The 20,856-nt window shown below is 61.7% G+C and carries 23 protein-coding genes and 1 tRNA gene; 16 read left to right on the top strand and 8 right to left on the bottom strand.

What is annotated here, in order from left to right:
- Window positions 1-32: 32 nt before the first annotated feature.
- Window positions 33-641 carry a hypothetical protein gene (locus AC1RTB_RS09225; protein ID WP_492877727.1) on the top strand — a complete coding sequence of 203 codons (609 nt, stop codon included), beginning with the start codon at window positions 33-35 and terminating at the stop codon, window positions 639-641.
- Here AC1RTB_RS09225 and AC1RTB_RS09220 read toward each other — a convergent pair.
- Window positions 631-1,566: a metallophosphoesterase family protein gene (locus AC1RTB_RS09220; protein ID WP_492877729.1), complete on the bottom strand. Its 936-nt coding sequence runs from the start codon at window positions 1,564-1,566 to the stop codon at window positions 631-633. The two genes, AC1RTB_RS09225 and AC1RTB_RS09220, sit on opposite strands and share 11 nt — an antisense overlap.
- Window positions 1,567-1,604: 38 nt before the next feature.
- Between AC1RTB_RS09220 and AC1RTB_RS09215 the strand changes: the two genes are divergently transcribed.
- Window positions 1,605-2,120, top strand: coding sequence for an NUDIX domain-containing protein (locus tag AC1RTB_RS09215; RefSeq protein WP_492877731.1), 516 nt, complete (start codon window positions 1,605-1,607; stop codon window positions 2,118-2,120).
- Between the two features lie 204 nt (window positions 2,121-2,324).
- On the opposite strand, the gene AC1RTB_RS09210 is transcribed toward AC1RTB_RS09215, so the two are convergent.
- The gene (locus AC1RTB_RS09210) at window positions 2,325-3,314 is read right to left on the bottom strand and encodes a glutathione S-transferase family protein (RefSeq protein ID WP_492877732.1); all 990 of its coding nucleotides are present in this window, start codon (window positions 3,312-3,314) and stop codon (window positions 2,325-2,327) included.
- 273 nt (window positions 3,315-3,587) lie between these two features.
- On the opposite strand from AC1RTB_RS09210, the gene AC1RTB_RS09205 reads away from it, so the two are divergent.
- The 5 genes from AC1RTB_RS09205 to AC1RTB_RS09185 all read left to right on the top strand — a co-directional run bounded on the left by AC1RTB_RS09205 (window position 3,588) and on the right by AC1RTB_RS09185 (window position 7,176).
- The gene (locus tag AC1RTB_RS09205) at window positions 3,588-4,124 is read left to right on the top strand and encodes a GNAT family N-acetyltransferase (protein ID WP_492877734.1); all 537 of its coding nucleotides are present in this window, start codon (window positions 3,588-3,590) and stop codon (window positions 4,122-4,124) included.
- A gap of 91 nt (window positions 4,125-4,215) precedes the next feature.
- Entirely contained in the window at window positions 4,216-4,977 is a 762-nt protein-coding gene (locus AC1RTB_RS09200) for a 3-hydroxyacyl-CoA dehydrogenase (protein ID WP_492877736.1), read from the top strand.
- 145 nt (window positions 4,978-5,122) lie between these two features.
- Entirely contained in the window at window positions 5,123-5,887 is a 765-nt protein-coding gene (locus tag AC1RTB_RS09195) for a HugZ family pyridoxamine 5'-phosphate oxidase (RefSeq protein WP_492877737.1), read from the top strand.
- A 130-nt stretch (window positions 5,888-6,017) separates the two neighbouring features.
- Complete coding sequence (locus tag AC1RTB_RS09190; protein ID WP_492877739.1) at window positions 6,018-6,314, top strand: ArsR/SmtB family transcription factor; 297 nt, start codon at window positions 6,018-6,020, stop codon at window positions 6,312-6,314.
- Window positions 6,315-6,372: 58 nt separating this feature from the next.
- Window positions 6,373-7,176: a TrmH family RNA methyltransferase gene (locus AC1RTB_RS09185; RefSeq protein WP_492877741.1), complete on the top strand. Its 804-nt coding sequence runs from the start codon at window positions 6,373-6,375 to the stop codon at window positions 7,174-7,176.
- A 6-nt stretch (window positions 7,177-7,182) separates the two neighbouring features.
- Here AC1RTB_RS09185 and AC1RTB_RS09180 read toward each other — a convergent pair whose 3' ends face one another.
- Entirely contained in the window at window positions 7,183-8,310 is a 1,128-nt protein-coding gene (locus AC1RTB_RS09180) for a coiled-coil domain-containing protein (protein WP_492877743.1), read from the bottom strand.
- Window positions 8,311-8,500: 190 nt separating this feature from the next.
- Window positions 8,501-9,082, bottom strand: coding sequence for a DUF1134 domain-containing protein (locus AC1RTB_RS09175; protein WP_492877744.1), 582 nt, complete (start codon window positions 9,080-9,082; stop codon window positions 8,501-8,503).
- Between the two features lie 342 nt (window positions 9,083-9,424).
- Here AC1RTB_RS09175 and chpT point away from each other — a divergent pair, with 342 nt between their 5' ends.
- Entirely contained in the window at window positions 9,425-10,054 is a 630-nt protein-coding gene (gene chpT, locus AC1RTB_RS09170) for a histidine phosphotransferase ChpT (protein WP_492877746.1), read from the top strand.
- A 324-nt stretch (window positions 10,055-10,378) separates the two neighbouring features.
- Entirely contained in the window at window positions 10,379-10,747 is a 369-nt protein-coding gene (locus tag AC1RTB_RS09165; RefSeq protein ID WP_492877748.1) for a response regulator, read from the top strand.
- A 59-nt stretch (window positions 10,748-10,806) separates the two neighbouring features.
- Here the strand turns inward: AC1RTB_RS09165 and ctrA are convergent, their stop codons facing one another.
- On the bottom strand, window positions 10,807-11,502 hold the full coding sequence (gene ctrA, locus AC1RTB_RS09160) for a response regulator transcription factor CtrA (protein ID WP_492877750.1): 696 nt from the start codon (window positions 11,500-11,502) through the stop codon (window positions 10,807-10,809).
- 451 nt (window positions 11,503-11,953) lie between these two features.
- On the opposite strand from ctrA, the gene AC1RTB_RS09155 reads away from it, so the two are divergent.
- The gene (locus AC1RTB_RS09155; protein WP_492877752.1) at window positions 11,954-12,331 is read left to right on the top strand and encodes a flagellar export protein FliJ; all 378 of its coding nucleotides are present in this window, start codon (window positions 11,954-11,956) and stop codon (window positions 12,329-12,331) included.
- 84 nt (window positions 12,332-12,415) lie between these two features.
- Here the strand turns inward: AC1RTB_RS09155 and AC1RTB_RS09150 are convergent, their stop codons facing one another.
- Entirely contained in the window at window positions 12,416-12,766 is a 351-nt protein-coding gene (locus AC1RTB_RS09150; RefSeq protein ID WP_492877754.1) for a winged helix-turn-helix transcriptional regulator, read from the bottom strand.
- Between the two features lie 156 nt (window positions 12,767-12,922).
- On the opposite strand from AC1RTB_RS09150, the gene AC1RTB_RS09145 reads away from it, so the two are divergent.
- Complete coding sequence (locus AC1RTB_RS09145; RefSeq protein WP_492877756.1) at window positions 12,923-13,849, top strand: NADP-dependent oxidoreductase; 927 nt, start codon at window positions 12,923-12,925, stop codon at window positions 13,847-13,849.
- 80 nt (window positions 13,850-13,929) lie between these two features.
- On the opposite strand, the gene sciP is transcribed toward AC1RTB_RS09145, so the two are convergent.
- The gene (sciP, locus tag AC1RTB_RS09140) at window positions 13,930-14,205 is read right to left on the bottom strand and encodes a CtrA inhibitor SciP (protein ID WP_013529904.1); all 276 of its coding nucleotides are present in this window, start codon (window positions 14,203-14,205) and stop codon (window positions 13,930-13,932) included.
- A gap of 268 nt (window positions 14,206-14,473) precedes the next feature.
- Between sciP and mnmA the strand changes: the two genes are divergently transcribed.
- Entirely contained in the window at window positions 14,474-15,664 is a 1,191-nt protein-coding gene (gene mnmA / locus AC1RTB_RS09135; protein WP_492877759.1) for a tRNA 2-thiouridine(34) synthase MnmA, read from the top strand.
- Window positions 15,665-15,783: 119 nt separating this feature from the next.
- Here the strand turns inward: mnmA and AC1RTB_RS09130 are convergent, their stop codons facing one another.
- Window positions 15,784-16,737, bottom strand: a complete 954-nt coding sequence (locus tag AC1RTB_RS09130) for a Gfo/Idh/MocA family protein (RefSeq protein WP_492877761.1) — start codon at window positions 16,735-16,737, stop codon at window positions 15,784-15,786.
- 384 nt (window positions 16,738-17,121) lie between these two features.
- Here AC1RTB_RS09130 and AC1RTB_RS09125 point away from each other — a divergent pair.
- The 4 genes from AC1RTB_RS09125 (at window position 17,122) to AC1RTB_RS09110 (ending at window position 20,852) form a co-directional block, all read left to right on the top strand.
- Window positions 17,122-17,198 (top strand) — tRNA-Met (locus AC1RTB_RS09125).
- A 189-nt stretch (window positions 17,199-17,387) separates the two neighbouring features.
- Complete coding sequence (locus tag AC1RTB_RS09120; protein ID WP_492877763.1) at window positions 17,388-18,338, top strand: sugar-binding transcriptional regulator; 951 nt, start codon at window positions 17,388-17,390, stop codon at window positions 18,336-18,338.
- Between the two features lie 240 nt (window positions 18,339-18,578).
- The gene (locus AC1RTB_RS09115; RefSeq protein ID WP_492877764.1) at window positions 18,579-19,889 is read left to right on the top strand and encodes an ABC transporter substrate-binding protein; all 1,311 of its coding nucleotides are present in this window, start codon (window positions 18,579-18,581) and stop codon (window positions 19,887-19,889) included.
- A gap of 90 nt (window positions 19,890-19,979) precedes the next feature.
- Window positions 19,980-20,852 carry a carbohydrate ABC transporter permease gene (locus AC1RTB_RS09110; RefSeq protein ID WP_492877766.1) on the top strand — a complete coding sequence of 291 codons (873 nt, stop codon included), beginning with the start codon at window positions 19,980-19,982 and terminating at the stop codon, window positions 20,850-20,852.
- Window positions 20,853-20,856: the final 4 nt, after the last annotated feature.

The following is a 20,856-nucleotide window of genomic DNA, read 5'->3' as shown; positions in this document are numbered from 1 at the left end:
CCTTGCTTAACCGGGATCCGAGGCAAGAGGCCATGAGCGACGACAACGTGAGCGCGATGAAGCCGGCGCGCGTGCTGTCGGATGCCATTCGCGACGTCAAGAACGCCACAGCCGACCGCACCGATGTGGTCGTTGATCTGCGCGATGCTCACCGCATGCGGCTTGAGCTGCTGGCCGCCGAACTCGAGCCGGTCTTCACTGATGTGCCAAAGGACATCGACATTTTCGATTTCGCCATCTCCTCGGGCCTTCAGCCACGGCTGTGGATCGACGCGGTGAGCCATGTCGCCCTTGGTCGCGACCGCCGCACATTCCGCTTTGTCCGCGACACCCGCATCGGCCGTGTCGTGCTGGCCGAATCCACCGACCCCAAGCGCGTCGCCGCTCAGGTGACACGTTACATTGCCGAACGCATCGTTGAGCGCCAGCAGATGATGGAAGGCGGTGCCGATCCGGCGCTGCCGGGTTTTGCCAGGGAGCCGGTGACCGAAGCCGAGCCACCATTGCGGCGGATCGGCCAGCCGATCTGGCCAGGCTTCCTGTCCGGCTTTGGCTTGCTTGTCGCCGGCGCGGTCGTCGGCATCGCGGTGATGGCGGCACTTTACTGGCTGCGCCTTGCCGCCACCGGCGTCAGCTTCTGACCAGCACGGCCTTGTGTGGCGCTGCGGCGGCAAGGTCCAGCGTCGCAGTCTCTGACGGTGGCGTTGTCGGCCCTGAAAGGCCATGTCTGCTCAACTGCACGTTCCAGCTTCCAGGCTCACCCGAAATGTCGAGCAAGTTGAACTGTGCCGCAGGCTTGAGTCCGCCAGCCGCCTGACCGGCGGCGGCGACCCCCACAACCGGCACCATCCCGGCAGGCCCCTCAATCCAATGAAGCGTCGGCAGATGCGAATGGCCGTGCAGCACGAGCTCGGCGCCACTTTGCGCGATCACCTTCTGGAACTTGCCGATGCCGAACAGGCGCTTGTGCTGGCCCACTGCACCGCGCACCGGCGGATGATGGATCATCACCACCCTGAACAGGTCGCGTTTGGCCGTTTCCTCAAGCAGCCGCGCCAGCCGTTCGGCCTGACCTTCGCGAAAAAAGCCGCTGGCCATGAAGGGTGCTGTGGCGCGCGCCGTCGACACGCCGATCAGCGCCACGTTCTCGCGCACGCGAAGATAGGGAAAGGTGGTGCGGCCAACCGGACCGCTGGCGCCATCGCCATGCATCCATGGCGCCCAGGCGTGGCAGGCCTTGTCGAACGCGCCAGGCACATAGGCGTCGTGATTGCCGGGAACGACTGACACATCAGTCGGCGCGCCAAGCGTTTCGAGCCACAGCCGCGCCAGCTCGATCTCGCCATCAAGCGCCAGATTGACGAGATCGCCGGTCACCGCGAGATGGTCGGGCGCCTGTGTCCTGAGGTCGGCGACGATGGCGTCGACGATGCCGTCATGATGGTTACGGCGACGGTTTCGCTGCCAGTTGACGTAGCCGACCACGCGCTTGGAGGCGAGGTCGCGATAGGTTACATCCGGAAGCGGACCAAGATGGATATCTGAAATATGGGCAAGCCTGAACATCATACCCTTTTAGGTCACGCAGTGACGGCTTTCCAGCCATGGCGACACACGTGATGGGCAATGGTGTCAAATCCGACCCGCTTCGCCTAAGCTCATGGTCGCGCCTGCGCGGGCGCCTGTTCCATTTCTATTTCCTGCTGCGCAGGCCGATGACACTCGGCGTGCGTGGGCTGGTCCATGACGCTAAGACCAACTCCGTCTTCCTGATCCGCCACACTTACGTGCCGGGCTGGCAGTTGCCGGGCGGCGGCGTCGAGATCGGCGAGACCTTTGTCGAATCGCTGACACGGGAATTGGAGGAGGAAGGCAACATCACGGTTCTGGCCCCGCCGGTGCTGCAGTCGATCCACCTCAACAAGCAGGCAACCAAGCGCGACCATGTCGGCTTCTATCTGATCGAAGCCTTCAGGCAGGATCAGCCAAAGTTGCCCGACCATGAGATCGCCGAGGCGGGCTTCTTCCGCCTCGACGCGCTGCCGGAAAACACCACGCCGGCGACGCGGCGGCGGATCGCTGAGGTTTTCGAGGGTGTGGCAGCGTCGCCATATTGGTGATCTGCACACGCCTTTGTCAGTGCCCTACGTTGCCCCCCCTCTGGCCTGTCGGCCATCTCCCCCTCAAGTGGGGAGATTATGCCGTCATCGCGACCTTCGCCAATCGTTGCCGTGGCAAAATGGGCTGCGCGCCGAAGCTGCTGATCTCCCCCCTTGAGGGGGAGATGGCCGGCAGGCCAGAGGGGGGCGCGAAGGAATGCAGGCTTACGCCGCCTTCAGCAGCCTTCCCCGGTTGTGAGGTGCCGTAAAGTCGACCTCCGGCCCCACCGGCACGATGCCGGTCGGGTTGATGCCGGTGTGGCTGGCGTAATAATGCGCCTTGATGTGAAGCAGGTTCACGGTCTCGGCAATTCCCGGCACCTGATACAGCTCGCGCAGATAGTTCGACAGATTCGGGTAGTCGGCGATCCGGCGCAGATTGGTCTTGAAGTGCCCGACATAGACCGGGTCGAAGCGGACAAGTGTCGTGAACAGGCGCCAGTCGGCCTCGGTCAGCTGGTTGCCGACGAGATAGCGCTGGTGCGACAGCCGCTCTTCCAGCGTGTCGAGGGCCGCGAACAACTCATTGAACGCCTCCTCATAAGCGATTTGCGTGGTGGCGAAGCCGGCGCGGTAAACCCCGTTGTTGATCGAGGGATAGACCAGGTCGTTGACCGCATCGATCTCGCCGCGCAGCTTTTCGGGATAGAAATCAAGCGAAGCGTCGCCCCATTCGTCGAAAGCCGAGTTCAGCATGCGGATGATCTCGGACGACTCGTTGGAAACGATCGTCTTTTCCTTCTTGTCCCACAGCACCGGCACGGTGACGCGGCCCGAATAGGTCGAGTCGGCCTTGGTATAGACCTGGTGCAGGAAATCGAGCCCGTAGAGCGTGTCGCCGGTGGCGCCATCGTCGGTGCGGAAGGTCCAGCCGTTCTCGCCCATGAAATGGTGCACGACCGAGACCGAGATGACGTCGTCGAGCTTCTTCAGTGCGCGGAAGATCAGCGTCCGGTGCGCCCACGGACAGGCGAGCGAGACATAGAGGTGGTAACGCCCCGGCTCAGCCTTGAAGCCGCGCGTGCGGCCCTCGGCCGGCTTGCCGTCGACGGTGATCCAGTCGCGCCATTGCGAATGCGAGCGCACGAATTTGCCGCCAGTCGACTTGGTGTCGTACCAGCGGTCCTGCCATTTGCCTTCAACCAGCAATCCCATCGTAAAGTCCTTTCGTTTGCCACCATGTAGGGCACGAAGGGCTCAATCCGAAGGGCAAGTGTCTGAACGGATCGTCAACAGCAAGCGCACATCGCTCAAATGCACGATGGACGGGCGCCGCAAATGATGCTAGCGGGCATTTCGATGTCACATTGTTTTGCAAATATCCGGATCGACCGACGACGAATGAGCGCACGCGCTTGAAGCGCTGACTTGCGAACGCTGCGGCTTGGCTCGCGGCACCTCATCCCAGGACACCGGACTGCACAGAACATGACCCTCGCCGACGTGACTTATCTGCCGGAAACCCCGGCGCACGACCTCGAAATCGACGACATCAATGCCGAGGCCTTTGGGCCTGGCCGCTTCACCCGCGCAGCCTACAAGATCCGCGAAGGCGGCCCGCACGACCGCTCGCTGTCGTTTGTTGCCATGCATGGGGGCCAAGTGATCGCCTCGGTCAGGATGACGCCGATTGCCGCCGGCGAAGGCCGCGCCCAGATGCTTGGCCCGCTTGCCGTGCGTCCCGACTTCAAGAACATGGGCATTGGCCGCAAGCTCGTCGCCATGTCGCTTGCCGCGGCCGCGAAAGCAAATGAGCCGGCGGTGGTGCTGGTCGGCGACGAACCCTATTATGGACCGCTCGGTTTCGCCCGCATTCCGCGCGGGCAGATCGAAATGCCGCGTCCCGTCGACCTCAACCGCCTGCTCGCGCACGAGATCGTGCCGGGTGCCGTGGCGCTGCTTTCCGGCGAGGTCTGCCATGCCGATCTGGCCAAGACGCCGCAGCGCACGCCCGAGCCTGCCTGAGCCAGGCGCGCCTGCGACAACCGGAACCGATTACGGTTTTCGGGCCGATGCGGTAGACCATTCATTCACAGCAACAGAGGACTAGGCTGACATGAATCCAAATGGGCAGATCGCAGTGGTCACCGGCGCCGGCTCCGGCCTTGGCGAAGCCACAGCACGCGCACTCGCAGCCAAGGGCGCCAAGGTCGCGATCTTCGATCTCAGCCTCGAACGCGCCGAAAAGGTTGCCGCCGACATTGGCGGCATTGCCGTCCGTTGCGACGTCAGCAATGAGGAAAGCGCTGTCGCAGCCTTCGCCGAAGTCGAATCCAAGCTCGGCACTGCGCGTATCCTCGTCAACTGCGCCGGCATCGCCGTCGGCGTGAAGACGGTGGGCAAGGACGGCCCGCATCCGCTCTCCGTGTTCCGCCAGGTGATCGAGGTCAACCTGATCGGTTCCTTCAACATGATCCGCCTGTTTGCCGATGGTGCATCGAAGCTCGAGCCGCTGCAGGGCGGCGAGCGCGGCGTCATCGTCAGCACGGCATCGGTCGCCGCCTATGATGGCCAGATGGGCCAGGCTGCCTATTCCGCCTCCAAGGGCGGTGTTGTCGGCATGACGTTGCCGATCGCGCGCGACCTCGCCCGTTCGGGCATCCGCGTCGCCACCATCGCGCCCGGCATCTTCAAGACCCCGATGATGGCGGCAATGCCGCAGGAGGTGCAGGATTCGCTCGGCGCCGCGGTCCCCTTCCCGCCGCGCCTCGGCGAGCCGTCGGAATATGCCGCCCTTGCCCTGCACATCGTCGAAAACCAGATGCTGAACGGCGAGACCATTCGTCTTGACGGCGCCATCCGCATGGCACCGAAATAGGCGCCGAACGCCCGAAAATCAGATATCTTCAGCCCCGGCAGCGCAAGCTTCCGGGGCTGTTTTGCATTTGGCCGAAGGATGCTCTTGCCAAGCCGGCGTCGCTTTAGATAAGTAGATTATATTAGTCATATTTATTGGTGAAGCAGTGGAAGATCGCAAGAAAGACGTCATTCGCGAGACCGATGCCGAGGCGATTGCGCTCGCGCGTTCGCTGATGCGCACGGCCCGCCATGGCGCGCTTGCCGTCATCGAGCCGGAGACCGGCTCGCCGCTCGCCAGCCGCGTCGGCACAGCCACTGACGTCGATGGCACGCCACTGATCCTGATCTCGGGGCTGTCGGCCCACACCAAGGGCATCGTCGCCAATCCCAGTTGCTCGCTTCTTGTCGGCGAGATCGGCAAGGGTGATCCGCTCGCTTATCCACGCATCACGCTGTTTTGCCGCGCTGTTCGCCTGGAACGCGGCACGCCCGAGCAGGCCCGCACCGAACGCCGTTACCTCAACCGCAATCCCAAGGCCAAGCTTTATGCCGGACTTGGCGATTTCGCGATTTTCCGGCTCGAACTGGAGCGCGCTAATTTGAATGGCGGTTTCGGCAAGGCCTATCTGCTGAGCCGCGACGAGCTGCTTCTGGCCGGCTCGGCGGTGGAGGCGATTGCCGGCGCCGAGCAGTCCGCGCTCGATCACATGAACGCGGACCATCGCGAGGCAATCGCCATCTACGCCAGCCATTTCGGCAAGCTCGCCGACAAGGACTGGGTGCTCAGCGGCTTCGATCCGGAGGGGATGGATCTGGCGGCGGGCGACGAGACTGGCCGTGTGCTTTTCCCGGAAATGCTTGGGGAGGCTGCAGATCTCAGGCGAAGCCTTGTCGAAATGGCAAAGGAAGGCCGCGCAGCAAAGTCTTGATTTTTTGAGTGAAAGCTGATTTGTGCTGATGTGCCTAGATCGGCCATTGATTCCACTGACGATCTGGTTTGGTAATTCGGCGTTGTTGCCCCCATGACGCCGGAAAGCATGACGGATACACGGGGTACCCATGAAACCGAAAAAACTGGCGGCCAATGCGGAAGCCGCAGCTTCCTTGCTCACGCTTATGGGCAACGAAAAACGGCTGATGATCATGAGCCACCTGCTCGACACGGAGATGTCGGTGGGCGCGATTGCCGAAAAGGTCTCCTTGAGCCAATCGGCTCTGTCCCAGCATCTTGCGCGCCTGCGCAACGAAGAACTGGTCGAAACGCGGCGCGACCGGCAGATGATCTATTACACCTGCAAGTCCGAGGCCGTGCGCAAGCTGCTCGGCACGCTGGAAGGCATTTTCGAAGACGCCTGATCATTCTCCAGCCTTTTCCAGGCTCCCATAGCGGCCTGCCCTCCGCTATGAAGCAGCCATGAACATCATCCGCATCGACGATCCTGCCGACCCGCGCGTCGCGCCCTATCTCGACATACGCGAGCGTGACCTTGTCGGCCGCGAAGGACGCTTCGTCGCCGAGGGCAAGGTCGTGCTCAACGTGCTGTTTGGCGCGCGGCGCTTTGCGGCCGAATCCGCCCTGGTTCTTGAAAATCGCCTGGCAGGCATGACCGACACCCTGGCGCTCGCCCGTGCGGACCTGCCCGTATATGTGGTTTCGGCTGCGGTGATGGATGCTATCGCCGGATTTCACATGCATCGCGGCATTCTTGCCATAGGCCTCAAGGGCGAGACGATTTCGGTCGACGACATGCTTAGCGCCCTGCCCGAGCGTTCGCTGGTGGCTGTGCCGGTCGGCATCTCCAACCACGACAATATCGGCTCTATCTTCCGCAACGCCGCAGCTTTTGGCGCCGCTGCGGTGCTGCTCGACGAGACCTGCTGCGATCCGCTCTATCGCAAGGCGATCAGGGTCTCGGTCGGCGCCGCACTCAAGGTGCCGTTCACGGCAGGCGGTACGGCCAGCGAACTCGCCGATGCATTGTCTCGCCATGGCTTCGAGCAATTGGCGCTATCGCCTGCGGGCAAGGCAGACATTCGCGACCTAAAGCGCCCGAAGCGGCTGGCGCTCTATCTCGGCACCGAAGGCGAAGGCCTGCCCGAGCCGCTGCTGAAACGGCTGACGACGGCACGTATCCGGATGGCGCCGGGTTTCGACAGCCTCAATGTCGCGGCGGCCTCGGCGATCGCGCTGCATCATTTTACCGACGCTACGAACTGAACGAGCTTACTCAGCGGCCGGCGACTTCTGCAGCGCCCGGACGCGGTCGGCAAGGCTGATGACGGAGGACCTGTCGCCGTTCGCCGGCGCATGGACTTCATCTGTAATCGCCAGCACGCCGGCAATCGGCGAATTCGGCCCCTCGAGCCGTGCCGTCAGTGCCACGACCTCCGCCGCCAGTTCATGCATCTGTTCGCGCAACTGAGAATCCTGGCCCGGCGTCGAAGTGTTGCGCCCCGCCTTGGCAAGCTCACCCTTGAGCCGCTTGTTTTCGCGCATCAGCGTGGTCAGCCGACCTTCGAGGCGTTCGCGCTCGGCCGACTGCGCGGCTCCATTGGTCATGCTGCTCGTCTCCTGCGCGCCTTGCGGGCTTTTCAGTTGCTCGCGCGCACGGGCCAGTTCGCCCTCGCGCTGCTCGATCTTGTCGTCGCGGTCGCCCAGCGACGCCGACAGTTCCTGCAACTTCCTGTCGAGTTCGCCGGCACGCCTGGTCTCCGCCTTCAACGCCTCGCGCACCGCCTTGTTGTCGGCTTCGAGTTCGCTCAGGCGGTGGTCGGTATCGTTGCGCTGATGGCGCAGCGTCGACATGTCGTCCGACAGCTTGCCCAACTCGCTTTCGCGGCTCACCAGCTCGATCTGGCGACTGCTGGAAGAAAGGGTGGCTTCTTCATACAGCCTGCCGACTTCCTCGGCCTCCTTGGCGCGCTGCTCGAGCATGCGCTCTGCTTCGGCAAGCTGGGCGACGAGCGTCTTGATCTGCTCGTCGCGCTTGCCAAGCTCCTCGCGCAGATTGCCGCGCTTGGCTTCGAGCTCGCTGACGACGCCATCCTTGTCGGCAAGATCGGTCACCACAAGCCTCTGCGCTTCGTGGATGCGGCTGAGCTCGACGGCCTGCGAAAGCACTTTTTCCTGCGACGCCTTGAGCTGGACTTCGACCTTGCGCAGCGCCATGGCGTGCTCGGCGCGCAGACTGTCCTTGTCCGCGCGGATCTCTTCCAGCGTCATGGGAAGCTTTGCCTCGACCCGCATCCGCGTGACCGAGACGGCGCGCCGCCACACCGCAGGTGCGATCAGCAGCACGAAAAACCCGGCGGTCAGAAAGCCAAGAACGAAAAACAGGATCGACTGGACCAAAGCACTTTACCCGTTACGGACAGGCGCGAGTTTGCCATGTTCCCATGGCAGGAATCCAGCACCGCTGCAAATGCTATGCATGACCCCGAAAATCGAAATCGATTTTCGCAAGGGATCATGCACAGATTTGGCTGTTAAAGCGTCCTTTGCGCGTCCATCGGGACGCGCGGCGCTGTCGTTCTGCACACGATCAGAACGGGTTCCAGGTCGGCTGCTGGGTCAACTTCAGATAGCCGAGATTGACACCCAGCCGGGCGCCAACGCCGGTGCGCACCGGTACCAGCAGGATATTGCCGCGCTTGAGAACGTTGAAACCGACGCCCGCAACCACATAGGCCGAACCCGCGACACCGCCGTAACGATCGTAAAGATTGTTCACGTCATCGAGATTGTAGACCAGGATCATGGTGCGCGAGCCCTGGCCGCCGAAATCCCAGCCGAGCGAAGGGCCCTGCCAGTAGACCTTATGGTCACCGGCATTCTTGGTATAAAGCGTGCCTTCGCCATAGGTCAGGCCGCCGACAAAGGCGCCGGAGCCCTCTTCGCCCAGGACATAGCCGTTCGGCAGGCCGTAGGACGCGAAAACCTTCTCGACGACACTGGCGAGACCGCCAGAGGTCGAACCAAAAAAACGATGGCCGGAATCAAGGATCTCCTGCGAGGTGTATTGCTGCGCGCGCGACGCAGATGTCGAAAATGCCAGAACGCCGACAAGGACGAACATCGCGGCAACAAGCCGGGCAAACGTCCGGCCATAGAATCGGGAAATCATGCTTCCAAATCTCCGTCTGGGAGCACACTCTCTCCGACGCCCCGGACCCGCTGCTGCTCTTGATTGGCGGCTGGCTGGTCCAACTCCGGCAAACTATGCCGTAATCCTTTTTCAACCATTAAACTGACCTAGGAAGATGGCGGATCGAAGGCATGCGCATAAGCGGAAAAGCCTGGATTTGCGCAGAAAACCAGCATTTCACGCTCGCTTTGGCTGCTGTTTCTTGCCGCATGAGGCGACGCTGTGTAACCAAGAGGACTGCAAGGCCAGCCCTGATTCGCACTACCGGGTCCCGTGGCCGCATTACCGTGGTTCAAGCCATTTGCCCGAGGGATGCCGTTCATGGCCGAGTTGTTGACGCTTTCCGCTCCTGACCTTGCAGCCCTGCTGTGCAGCCGGGTCTGCCACGACATCATCTCGCCAGTTGGCGCCATCAACAACGGTCTTGAGCTGCTCGACGAGGGCGGTGCCGACGAAGACGCGATGCGCCTCATCCGCACCAGCGCCCGCAATGCCTCGGCACGCTTGCAGTTCGCACGCATCGCCTTTGGCGCGGCCGGCTCGGCCGGCATGCTGATCGACACCGGCGATGCCGAATCGGTTGCATCAGCCTTTTTCAAGAACGAAAAGCCGGAACTGATCTGGAATGGCGGGCGCGCGCTTTTGCCCAAGAACAAGGTCAAGCTGCTGCTCAACCTGCTGCTTGTCGCTCATGCAGCGATCCCGCGCGGCGGCAAGCTCAGCGTGACACTCGAAAACGTCGACACCGCGCCGAAATTCACCCTGTCGGCCGCCGGCCCGATGCTGCGCGTGCCGCCGAAGTTCCTCGAATTGCATTCCGGCCAAAAGCCGGACGAGCCTATCGACGCCCATTCGGTGCAGCCCTACTACGCGTTGCTTCTGGCACGCGAGGCCGGTATGACGATCTCGATCCACGCAACGGCCGAAGAGATACTGCTGACGGCCGAGTGATCGCACTCAGCTTTTCTGTATAGCCAAGATGAGCTTTGGACGATCCCAGGTCATGTCTGGTGATCGCGGACGGCTTTGCTGGTGTTTGCGAGCATATCAGCCAGGCAATCGGCGTCGATTTATCGGCAACCCACTGCCTGCCCGACCTCAACAACTCGAGACCGGCCAGCGAACGCTTGGCACGCGGACGAAAACAGCCCTGCTTGCGGATATTTCCAAGATTTTTACCATCCGGGTTTTCGGCTTCTTTACGCAACAGCGCTAGGGTCCTAGCAACACCCCGGCGCGTCTGGCGCGTTCGGCTCCCGAAAAGAGGACCGGGATATGAAACGCTGCCTGTTCGTCGATGATTCGAGCGTCATTCGCAAAGTCGCCAAACGCATCCTGAATGGCCCGGACATGGCCGTTGTCGAAGCATCGACCGGCGCCGAGGCGCTCGACTTGTGCGCCTATGACATGCCCGACATCATCGTTGTCGACGCTGCGCTGGAGGACATGGGGGTCGCCGACTTCATCCGCCGCGTCCGCGCCATGGACGGCCGGGTCAAGCCGCAGATCGCCATCTGCCTGACAGAGGTCGACATCGGCGCCATCATGCGCGCCAAGCGCGCCGGCGCCCAAGGTTATCTGCTGAAGCCGTTCACCAGGCCGCAACTGCTCGACCGCTTCCGCGCCTTCGACGTCGCAGCCTGATTCAATTCAAAAAAAACCCGGCACGAAAGCCGGGTTTTGACTGAGGTAGTGCAAGAAAGTCAGGCGATTTCGCGAAGCTCTTCCGGCTCACGCAGCACATAGCCGCGGCCCCAGACAGTTTCGATGAAGCTTTGACCACCGGAAGCGGCGTCGAGCTTCTTGCGAAGCTTGCAGATGAAGACGTCGATGATCTTCAGTTCCGGTTCGTCCATGCCGCCATAGAGGTGGTTGAGGAACATTTCCTTGGTCAGCGTGGTGCCCTTGCGCAGCGAGAGCAGCTCCAGCATCTGGTATTCCTTGCCGGTCAGGTGCACGCGCTGGCCACCAACCTCGACCGTCTTGGCGTCGAGATTGACGATCAGATCGCCGGTCAGGATGACCGACTGGGCATGGCCCTTCGAACGGCGCACGATCGCATGGATACGTGCCACCAGCTCATCCTTGTGGAACGGCTTGGTCATGTAGTCGTCGGCGCCAAAGCCGAGGCCACGCACCTTGTCTTCAATACCGGCCATGCCGGAGAGGATCAGGATCGGCGTCTTGACCTTCGATAGGCGCAAAGTGCGCAGAACCTCGTAGCCCGACATGTCAGGCAGGTTCAGGTCGAGAAGGATGATATCGTAATCATAGAGCTTGCCGAGATCGACGCCTTCTTCGCCGAGATCGGTCGTATAGACGTTGAAGCTCTCCGATTTAAGCATCAACTCGATGCTCTGTGCGGTTGCACTGTCGTCTTCTATCAGCAGAACGCGCATTCATATCCCCTTTTCTGCTGCCGGAACCTCTTCGCGGTCCAATCCATACCGGCCCAGTGCTACTGAATCGGAGGCTGCCATCGAATGGTTAACAAAACCTAATTTCGTATGGAAGACCATATCAGAAATTTTAACCGGCGCATACACCCACTTGAATCTAAACATGAATCACACGGTCAACATCTTAACGCGACGCATTAACAAGGCTGACTAAGCGACTCCGGAGACGACCCGATCACATTCGCAGCGAAAACCAGAATCTTTACCGGGCCTTAAGTCTCGATGGATATGATTAACGATGCGCGTAAACGAATGGTTACCGGCGGAGAAAAACTTTAAAAGTTTGTTTTCCATATCCGGGAGTTCAAAACCGGTTCGGTTGCGGCGAGGCCCCTTGGGGCTGCAGTAGGCGAGTAGAAGTGCGTTTTTCGGTGTTCGGGAGTATCGGGTCATGAAATCACGTGAGAACCTGGTCAGGCTCAAGCAGTTTCAGGTGAACGAAAAGCGCCGGCAGCTGATGCAGCTTGATTCGATGATCGCCGAGTTCGACCGCATGGCCAACGATCTGGAACTGCAGATCGTCGCTGAGGAAAAGAAGGCGGGGATCACTGATCTCAATCATTTCGCCTATCCGACCTTCGCCAAAGCCGCGCGGCAACGACGTGACAATCTGAAAAACTCCCAGCATGATCTGGCGCAACAGCGCGCCGCAGCCGAATCCTTACTCGCCGAAGCTGAAGCGGAGCTGTCCAAGGCGGAAATGCTGGAATCGCGCGACCGCAATGCGCGCGATGCCGAGACCGGCGGACGCAGCGCGATGATCGGCTAAAAACAGATATTTTCCAGACGGTTAGCGCTGCACAGCCAGCGCTAAAAGTCCCGAACCCGAGCGCCCATCGGCACGCATCAGGCCCTAGGCCAGAAATTCAGCCGGCTCATTCTCGCCCGCCAGCGACTGGGCGCGCGAATCACGAATTTCAGGCGCATGGCGCTCTGCCCAGACCCTGATCTGGTTGAGCAGGTCGGCAAGATTGCGCCCCAGATCCGTCAGCTCATATTCGACACGCGGCGGAATGACCGGGAATATCTCGCGCCGCACCAGCCCGTCACGCTCCAGTACGCGAAGAGTCTGCGTCAGCATCTTGGGCGTGATGCCCTCGACCTTGCGTTGAAGCTCGCCATAACGCCGCCTGCCCGGCTTCAAAGCCCCGACAACCAGATAGACCCACTTGCTCGCCAGCATCTCGAGCACGGTGTGCGACATGCATGTGCGCCTGAAGGCGTCATAGCCGAAGGGGGTGTCGGGTGCGCATTCACTATCCATGGGGTACCTATATATCATGGAGGTACATACTGGACAAGGAAATGATACTATCCAATTGATAGTGGCACATGCATTCATCCCAAGGAGGACATTCCCATGCGTGCCATTACCCAGAATACCGTCGGCGGCCCCGAAGTGCTCAAAATCGCCGACCAGCCCGCACCGCAGCCCCAGCCAGGCGAAGTGCTGATCCGCGTCAAGGCGGCGGGCGTCAATCCTGTCGATGCCGCTGTGCGCGGCGGTTTTTACCCGCTTTTGGGCGAACCGCCCTTCGTGCTCGGATGGGATCTGTCCGGTGTCGTTGAGGCGGTCGGCCCCGGCGCCAACGGCTTTGCGCCTGGCGACGTGGTCTTCGGCATGCCGCGCTTCCCGGCTCAGGCGGCCGCCTATGCCGAGCTTGCATCAGCCCCGGCAAGCGAACTGGCGCACAAGCCTGAAGCGCTCGACCACGCGGCGGCAGCGGCCCTTCCGCTCGCTGGCCTGACTGCTTGGCAGGGTCTGGTGACATCAGGAAAGCTTAAGGCGGGCGAGCGCGTGCTGGTCCACGGCGCCGGCGGCGGTGTCGGTCATCTCGCGGTGCAGATCGCCAAGGCGCGCGGCGCTTACGTCATTGCCACCGCAAGCCCGGACAAGGTCGATTTTGTCCGTTCCTTGGGCGCCGACGAGGTGATCGACTACACCAAGGACGATTTCATCGCCAAGGTGGGCCAGGTCGACATGGTGTTCGAGCCGCTGGGCGATGACCATGCCGAAAAATCGCTGAAGGTGCTGCGCAAGGGCGGCGTGCTCGTTGCCCTGCTTGAAACCAGCGAAAAGGCCAAATCCGAGGCCAAGGCGCTCGGCATCCGCATCGAGCGGATTTCGGTGCGGCCCGACCGCGAGGGGCTGGAAGAACTCGTCAAGCTTGCGGCATCCGGCAAGCTCAAGGTCCATGTCGCAAAAAGCTTCCCGCTCGCTGAGGCAGGTGCCGCGCACGTCTTCCTTGCCACCAGGCCCAAGGGCAAGGTGGTGCTGACGCTGTAGAGCTCCGGAAATCCAGCGCCAAATGGAAAAGGGTGCGGCAAGCCGCACCCTTTCTTATTGGTTGGCCGCAACGGCCGGTGTCAATGACGGTATTGCTGGATGCGCGTGGTGCGCAGGCCTGCAAGCCCGTATTCGTCAATGGAAGCCTGCCAGGACAAGAACTCCTCAGTCGTCAACTTGTAGCGTTGGCACGCTTCGTCGAGACTGAGCAGCCCTCCCCTGACCGCTGCGACCACTTCCGCCTTTCGGCGGATGACCCACCGGCGCGTGTTGGTCGGGGGCAGATCGGCAATCGTAAGCGGGCTGCCGTCCGGCCCGATAACATATTTGACACGCGGTCTAACCAGATCGGTCATCGTACTCTCTACTAAAAACTCAAAGACCCAATCACCTGCCACACTAGCGCCACAGCTTTAAAAATTGCCTAAGCGAATACTAAGAGCTAAGTAACGAACGTGAACAGAACGTTAGACTCTCGATCCGCAATTTAACCATCTGCCCTGTTGGCTGGTTTCGCGTCGAAAAAGGCGCATCGGCCCGGCGTGGGTGGCACTGCGAAGAGGCTTGACCTATATTGCAGCCATTGGCATGCAGCCGACCTATAGACAGCGGAACGCAATCCCGATGAACAGCCTGGACCTGCCCGGACGCCCCGAAGACACCCGCGTGGTTGTAGCCATGTCGGGCGGTGTCGATTCTTCAGTCGTGGCTGGCCTGCTGAAACAAGAGGGCTATGACGTCGTTGGCGTCACGCTTCAGCTCTACGATCATGGCGCCTCGACCCACCGCGCCGGCTCGTGCTGTGCCGGCCAGGACATTGCCGACGCCCGTCGCGTGTCCGAAACGCTCGGCATTCCGCATTACGTGCTCGACTACGAGGAGCGCTTCCGCAAGGCGGTGATCGACCCGTTCGCCGAAAGCTACGTCGCCGGCGAGACGCCGATCCCTTGTGTGTCGTGCAACCAGACTGTCAAATTCGCCGACCTGCTGGCCACCGCGCGTGAGCTTGGCGCCGCAGCACTCGCCACCGGCCACTATATCCGCTCCAAGCAGAACGGCGCCCACCGCTCGCTCTACCGGCCGGTCGACGCCGACCGCGACCAGAGCTATTTCCTGTTCGCCACAACGCAAGAGCAGATCGACTATCTGCGCTTTCCCTTGGGCGGCATGTCCAAGCCCGACGTTCGCGCAGCCGCCGAGCGCATGGGCCTGACGGTCGCCGCCAAGCAGGACAGCCAGGACATCTGCTTTGTGCCTCAGGGCAAATATTCCGACATCATCGCCAAGCTCAGGCCATCGGCCGCCAATCCCGGCGATATCGTCCATATCGACGGCCGCGTGCTCGGCCGCCACGAAGGCATCCTGCGCTACACCATCGGCCAGCGTCGCGGCATCGGCATCGCCTCGGGCGAGCCGCTTTATGTCGTGCATATCGATGCCGAACGCGCGCGCGTCGTCGTTGGCCCGCGCGAGGCACTGGAGACGCACAAGATTTTCCTGCGCAACATGAACTGGCTCGGCGACGACGCCTTGTCGGGCGTGCCTGCGAGCGGGCTCGAACTTTACGCCAAGGTGCGCTCGTCGCGGCCGCCGCGTCCTGTCGTGCTGCACCATCGCGATGGCGCAACCTGGGTCGAACTGGTCGACGGCGAGTCGGGCATCGCTCCCGGCCAGGCCTGCGTGCTTTATTCCGACGACGGCAACGAAGCACGCGTCTTTGGCGGCGGCTTCATCGAGCGCTCCGAGCGCCACGCCGACGCCGAAGTGATGCTGTCGCGGCTGGCGGCAACGCCGGGGCCGATAGCTGCGGAGTAGGAATTAGGGGAATAGGGCAGTAAGGCAGTGGGGCAATAGGCTTCGAGCTAACACTGCCCTACTGCCCTACTGCCCTACTGCCCTACTGCCCTACTGCCCTACTGCCCTATTCCCTCATCTCAGTCGTGAGTGACAGTTCCCGCGGTGAGAATCCTGAGCACGCCGAGCGCTTCTTCAGCGCCGGTGCGCGGCTCTTCGCGCGTTTCGATGCAGTGGATGAAATGCTCGAGCTCGCGCGTCAGCGGCATGGCATTTTCGAGCGGAATATAAGTCGGCTCGTTCATGGTCGACGTCCACTGCCCGCCATCTTGCCAGACATTGTGGCGATAGACGGCTAGCTTGCGCTCCTGCGGCTCGACATCGTCGAACACCGCCATGCCCTTGGTACCGACCACCGTCAGCCGGCGTTCGCGGTAGGGATTGAGCCTGGACGCAAACAGGTGCCCGCGCAGGCCATTGGGGAAACGCATGTGCAGGTGGGCGAAATCGCTGAGGTGGTTGAGCACCGCAGCACCCTCGCCGCGCACCTCGATGGGGGCGGTGCCGGTGATCGCCAGGATCATCGACAGATCGTGCGGGGCAAGATCCCACAGCGCATCATTTTCGGCGTGGAATTTGCCGAGGCCCAAACGATGCGAATGGATGTAGCCGATTTCTCCAAGCTCGCCCTTGTCGACAAGCGCCTTGAGCCCCTCGAAGGCCGGGTGGAAACGCAACACGTGACCGGTCATGAACACGCGGCCATTGTCGCGCGCCGCCTTCACGGCACGCTCGGCGTCGGGCACGGTCAGCGCGATCGGCTTTTCGACCAGCACGTCCTTGCCGGCTTCGACGGCGCGAATCGCGAAGTCGGCGTGGAACTGCGGTGGCAGCGCCATGACAACGGCATCGATGTCGTCGCGGGCAAACAGTTCATCCGGGGTCAGCGCCAGGCAGCCTTGCTCGGCGGCAAAACGCTCGGCACGGGCCGGATCGATATCGGAGACGGCATGGAGGGCGCCAAGCGACTTCAGGGTGCGGATATGATTGCCGCCCCAATATCCGCATCCAAGCACTGCAATACGCGGTTTCATCAGGCTCTTTCCAAGGGGAGTTTATGTCGGCAGACATAGTGGCCGCGCCTTGTGAACTCAACCCCGCAGCCTGCGCCAAAATCACCTGGCGCGCATGCGTTCGCGCATAAACGCACCGGCGAAGGCCGTTTGCGGCGAACTCCGTGGCCAAACCACCGTCATGGCCGAACGTCGTTTGCGCGGTCAGGCGCCGGAAAAATGCCGTGCGAAAACCCGGCGGCAACAAGCTGAACAACGACCAGCCGATACGTCTTGGGAATTATCCGGAATTGCCTGATGTCACTGCTTGACAGGTTCGTCATCCAGACATTATATCCGCCCGACCTTGGCGAATGCATCGACGCCTGCCTCTTGCGAGACAGTTTTTCGAGCCTTCTCCACCCTGGCGGGATAGCTCAGTTGGTTAGAGCACGGGAATCATAATCCTGGGGTCGGTGGTTCGAGTCCACTTCCCGCTACCACTTCTTCCAACAAGACATGTGAGCAGTTCACTGCGTTTCGCAGCTCGACGATACGTCGATCACGACGTGTACGCTCAATCTGCCTTCGTGGCATCGCCAATCGTCGCGGCGAACAAATGACACATCACCGAGCAATTGCGCATTTCTGAAAACCCTGCGAAACTGCCGGACTGAGCAGAGGCGCGACGCATGAGTTCCCGGACAGAAAACGCAAGGCTTGATGAGGCCGCCCGCGCGGGCTGGCTTTATTACGTCGCCGGCAACACCCAGGACCAGATCGCGACAAAGCTTGGCGTATCGCGCCAGAGCGCCCAGCGCCTGGTGTCGCTTGCCATGTCCGAAGGGCTGATCAAGGTCAGGGTTGACCACCCGATCGCCAACTGCCTCGACCTTGCCGCGCGGCTGCGTTCGCGCTTTGCGCTCGACCTTGTCGAGGTCACGCCCAGCGATCCGGACTCGTCATCGACCACCATCGGCATCGCGCAAGCCGCGGCCACCGAAATCGAAAAATGGCTGCGCTCGACAGATCCGATCGTCATGGCGATCGGCACCGGCCGCACGCTGAAAGCGGCGATCGAACAGCTGCCGCCGATGGAATGCCCGCACCACAAGGTGGTTTCGCTGACCGGCAATATCTCGCCGGATGGTTCGGCGGCGTTCTACAATGTCATCTTCAACATGGCCGACACGATCAAGGCGCGCAGTTTTCCCATGCCCTTGCCGGCAATTGCCTCGTCGCCGGACGAGCGCCGCATGCTGCACAGCCAGCCACTGATCCAGCCGACGCTGGCACTGGCAGCCCAAGCCGACGTCACCTTTGTCGGCGTCGGCGACATGGGCCCCAAGGCCCCACTCTATGAGGACGGCTTCATCACAGAAGCCGAACTCAAGGCACTGCAGAAGGCGGGTGCCGTCGGCGAGATCGTCGGCTGGGCCTTCGACCGCGACGGCAGGCTGATCGACGGCATCACCAACGACCGCGTCGCTTCCGCCCCGCTGCCCTCACGCGAACGCTCGCTGGTGGTGGCACTGGCCATGGGTGAACGCAAGCTGCCCGGCATCCTGGCCGCGGTCACCCGCCGCCTCGTCAATGGCTTGATCACCGACGAGCGCACCGCCACAGCCTTGCTGGCCAGCTGAGCTAAATCCCCTACTTACCCCTACGTGGCGGCAGGCGGATGCCTGCTCTTGAAGCATGGCGCGCGTCCGCACCTGGGCGCTGCCTGCAACCGCCCTATTGTTCATGGCGTGAGCAATTGGCTTGAAAATGAGCAGTCGTTGATCGTCCGTGCCCAGATTCCTGCTTGACATAAATCAGATCGAATGAATAATTGCTCATAGCCAAGGCAAATGCTCACCTTGGTCTTTGGGAGGAATTCGATGAAACTGAACACGCTCTTCCTGGGCTTGTGCGGAGCGAGCGCGCTTGCCTTTGCCGCTCATGCCGAAACAATCACCATCGCCACCGTCAACAATGGCGATATGGTCCGCATGCAGAAGCTGACGGACGACTTCACCGCCAAGAACCCCGACATCCAGCTCGAATGGGTCACGCTCGAAGAGAACGTGCTGCGCGAGCGCGTCACCACCGACATCGCCACCAAGGGCGGCCAATATGACGTGATGACCATCGGCACCTACGAGGTGCCGATCTGGGCCAAGCAGGGCTGGCTGTTGCCGCTCGACAAGCTCGGCGCCGACTACGACACAGCCGACATCATCCCGGCCATCGCCGGCGGCCTGTCCGCCGACGGCAAGCTCTACGCCGCACCCTTCTATGGCGAGAGCTCGTTTGTCATGTACCGCAAGGACCTGATGGAGAAGGCCGGGCTCAAGATGCCCGATGCGCCGACATGGGAATTCATCGCCGACGCGGCCCGCAAGATGACCGACCGCGCCAACGACATCAACGGCATCTGCCTGCGCGGCAAGGCCGGCTGGGGCGAGAACATGGCCTTCTTGACCGCCATGTCCAACTCCTTCGGCGCGCGCTGGTTCGACGAAAAGTGGCAGCCGCAGTTCGACCAGCCCGAATGGAAAAAGACGCTGCAGTTCTATGTCGACCTGATGAAGGACGCCGGCCCCTCCGGTGCGTCGTCCAACGGCTTCAACGAGAACCTGGCGCTGTTCCAGCAGGGCAAATGCGGCATGTGGATCGACGCCACGGTCGCCGCATCCTTCGTGTCAGATCCGAAGAACTCCAAGGTTGCCGACAAGGTCGGTTATGCGCTGGCGCCCGACAATGGTCTTGGCAAGCGCGGAAACTGGCTGTGGGCCTGGTCGCTCGGCATTCCAGCCGGCACGCAGAAGGCCGAAGCGGCTGAGAAGTTCGTCTCCTGGGCAACCGGCAAGGGTTACCTCGACCTCGTCGCCTCGAAGGAGGGCTGGGCGAACGTTCCTCCGGGAACGCGCAGCTCGCTTTACGCCAACCCCGAGTACCAGAAGGCAGCGCCCTTCGCCAAGATGACGCTCGACTCGATCAACGCGGCCGACCCGACCAAGCCCACCGTCAAGCCGGTGCCTTATGTCGGCGTGCAGTTTGTCGCCATTCCCGAGTTCCAGGGGCTGGGCACGACGGTTGGTCAGCTCTTTTCGGCGGCACTCGCCGGACAGTCGAGCGTCGATGACGCGCTGGCCGGAGCACAGACGGCGTCGCTGCGCGAAATGACCCGCGCCGGCTACATAAAATAGGGCATCCTCCCGATGCCTGGCCGTCCGGTTTCCCAGTCCGGACGGCCCCTTTTCCGCTCGAAACACTTCTGATCGAAGGCGGTGATATCAATGGCTACTCGACAGACCCGTACGCTCGCGCGCTTCATGATGGCGCCGTCGGTGATCCTGCTCTTTGTCTGGATGATCGTGCCATTGGCGATGACGTTGTGGTTTTCTTTCCTGAACTACAATCTGCTCAATCCGGCCAATGTCAGCTTCGCCGGCCTGTTCAATTACAAATATTTCTACACCGACCCGGCCTTCTTCCAGTCGATCTGGAACACGCTGGTTCTGGTTGTCGGCGTGCTGCTGATCACCGTCATCGGCGGCATCGCGCTGGCGCTGCTGCTCGACCAGCCGATGTTCGGCCAGGGCATCGTGCGCATCCTGGTGATCTCGCCGTTCTTCGTCATGCCGCCGGTGGCCGCACTGGTGTGGAAGAACATGATCATGCACCCGGGCTATGGCGTCTTCGCCGACATCGCCAGGTTCTTCGGCGCCCAGCCGGTCGACTGGTTCGCCCAATACCCGCTGTTTTCGATCATCATCATCGTCGCCTGGCAGTGGCTGCCCTTTGCCACGCTGATCCTTTTGACTGCGCTGCAATCGCTTGATGGCGAGCAGAAGGAAGCCGCCGAAATGGACGGTGCGGGCTTCGTCAGCCGCTTCATCTATCTGACGATCCCGCATATCTCGCGCGCCATCACTGTGGTCATCCTGATCCAGACCATCTTCCTGCTCGGCGTCTATGCGGAGATCCTGGTCACCACCAATGGTGGCCCGGGCTACGCCTCGACCAACCTGCCCTTCCTGATCTACCGCACGGCACTTCTTGGCTACGACGTCGGCGGCGCATCGGCCGGCGGCATCATCGCGGTCATCCTTGCCAACACCGTCGCCTTCTTCCTGATGCGCGCCGTCGGCAAGAACCTGGACAAGTAAGGAA

The organism is Aminobacter sp. GW821-FHT11F06 (assembly GCF_058808215.1).
This window is presented reverse-complemented; position numbering and strand designations above follow the sequence as displayed.